General features: G+C 57.0%; 1 protein-coding gene. It reads left to right on the top strand.

All coding sequences use genetic code 11. The features are described 5' to 3' along the window. Positions 1-326: 326 nt before the first annotated feature. The coding region (locus XYCOK13_RS21640; protein ID WP_213414335.1) for an RCC1 domain-containing protein at positions 327-2,787 on the top strand (2,461 nt) is incomplete at its 3' end.

Genomic DNA, 2,787 nt, shown 5'->3' with positions numbered 1-2,787 from the left:
ACAAAATAGTTTACAGACTCGATTTCTCCATCGCTGTACGCCTATTGCGGCAAGCTCAACATGAAGTTCCAACGACAGATTCTCCTCTTGCATGCAAGATTCCCGATTCCCTAAATGCACCTCTGACCAATCAATCGCTGCTCTCCCGGACGGTTCAACAGACTGCACCTGGCCACAGCGAAACAAGCGGAGAGACACCGTCGAAACTCTGCGTCTTGACGGTGCTCTTTTGGCTAGTTAGAATAAATACATTCATATATGTATTTTATAATGGATTGAGAGAATGAGAGTTTCATAGTCTCAATATCTGAAAGAGAGGATTCGGGATGATTGTGTTGCGTTTGAGGTTTAAGCGGATATTTCGTCAGTTCGTTCAGGCGACGAGCTTGCTCGCGATGGTGATAGCCGTTGTGACGCTTTTCCATGCGGGCACGGCGCATGGCGCACAGGCGGATAGCGGCCGGCGCACGGAGATGTCGGCGATAGCAGCAGGATATGGTCATTCGCTAGCGCTGAATATGGATGGATCTGTTGTGGCGTGGGGAGCGAATGATTACAGCCAAACGGAGGTGCCGGCGGAAGCGAAATCCGGCGTGTCGGCGATAGCAGCGGGAGATGATCATTCGCTGGCGTTGAAAACAGACGGCACTGTTGTGGCGTGGGGATATCTCGGTGCAACAGATGTGCCGGAGGGGCTCTCCGGTGTAGTCTCGATTGCTGCGGGAGGCAATCATTCGCTGGCCTTGAAAGCGGACGGCTCTGTTGCAGCTTGGGGGTCGAATAATAACGGGCAAACGGAGGTGCCGGCGGAAGCGGAGTCCGGTGTGGTGGCGATAGCAGCGGGAACTTATCATTCGCTGGCGCTGAAGGCGGACGGCACTGTTGTGGCGTGGGGATCTAATGACGATGGTCAAACGACAGTGCCAACGGAAGCGGAGTCCGATGTGGTGGCGATAGCAGCAGGATACGGTCATTCGCTGGCGCTGAAAGCGGACGGCACTGTTGTAGGTTGGGGAGCGAATGTTTACGATCAGACAACGGTGCCGGCGGAATCGGGGTCCGGTGTGGTGGCGATAGCAGCGGGAAATCATCATTCGCTAGCGCTGAAGGCGGACGGCACCGTGGTGTTGTGGGGATATAATGGTTACGGTCTGTCGGAGTTGCCGACGGGAGCGCAGTCCAACGTGGTGGGGATAGCGTCGGGAAATTACCATTCGCTAGCGCTGAAAGCGGATGGTTCTGTTGTGGCATGGGGATGGAATGATGCCGGTCAATCGACAGTGCCCGCTGACATCGTAGTTCCGGCCCAAAAGAAGAGAATTGCAGCGGGATTTTATCATTCGCTGGCGTTGAAAGCGGACGGTTCAGTAGTAGCTTGGGGATGGGATGATGCCGGTCAATCGACGGTGCCGACGGAAGCGGAGTCCGATGTGGTGGCGATAGCAGCGGGGCAATTTCATTCCTTGGCGCTGAAATCGAACGGCTCCATTGTGGGTTGGGGATCGAATGATAACGGTCAAACAAGGGTGCCGACGGAAGCGCAAACTGGTGTCGTGGCCATTGCAGCGGGAGATCTTCATTCCTTGGCGTTAAAGTCGGATGGGTCAGTTGTGGCATGGGGATGGAATGTTGGCGGTCAAACGTTAGTACCTGCGGAAGCGCAGAGCGACGTCGTGGCCATTGCGGCGGGGTTCGCTCATTCGCTGGCGCTGAAAACGGACGGCACCGTTGTGGCGTGGGGGTCGAATGTTGCCGGTCAATCGACGGTGCCTGCTGCAGCGCAATCCGGCGTGGTGGCGATAGCAGCGGGGGGCAGTCAATCTCTGGCACTGAAAGCGGATGGCTCGGTTGTGGCGTGGGGATGGGATGATAGGCCGATGCCTGCGGAAGCGCGGAGCGGTGTGGTGGCGATAGCAGCAGGGAATAATCATTTCCTGGCACTGAAAGCGGATGGCTCTGTGGTGGCGTGGGGAAATAATTTTTACGGTCAAACGACTGTGCCCGCCAGCCTCGACAATCGAACCTACACCGTAAGCTTCGATAAGAACGGAGGAGAAACGGAAGCCAGTCCCATGACGATGACCGTCGCACACGGAGGGAGCGTCGGAACGCTGCCGACACCGCCGACGCGAGCGGGATACATGTTCGCTGGCTGGAACACAGCTGAAGGCGGGGAAGGCACATCGTTCGAAGCGACGACAGCGGTAACGACGGATCTAACTGTTTATGCGCAATGGACGGCGATAACGTACACCGTAAGCTTCGATAAGAACGGAGGAGAAACGGAAGCCAGTCCCATGACGATGACCGTCGCACACGGAGGGAGCGTAGGAACGCTGCCGACACCGCCGACACGGGCAGGGTACACGTTCGCAGGCTGGAACACGGCTGAGGGCGGGGATGGCGCTCCGTTCGAAGCGACAACAACGGTAACGACGGATCTAACCGTCTATGCGCAATGGACGGCGATAACGTACACCGTGACGTTCGATAAGAACGGAGGAGAAACGGAAGCCAGTCCCATGACGATGACCGTCGCACACGGAGGGAACGTCGGAACGCTGCCGACACCGCCGACACGGGCAGGGTACACGTTCGCAGGCTGGAACACGGCTGAGGGCGGGAATGGCGCTGCGTTCGAAGCGACAACAGAGGTAACGACGGATCTAACCGTCTATGCGCAATGGACGGCGAATCCAATCTACACCGTGACGTTCGATAAGAACGGGGGAGAAACGGAAGCCAGTCCCACGGTGACGACGGTTGTATATGGAGGGAACGTCGGAA

The organism is Xylanibacillus composti, assembly GCF_018403685.1.
GTDB lineage: Bacteria > Bacillota > Bacilli > Paenibacillales > K13 > Xylanibacillus > Xylanibacillus composti.
Note: the sequence above shows the minus strand (reverse complement) of the source record. Positions and strands in the feature narration are given on the sequence as shown.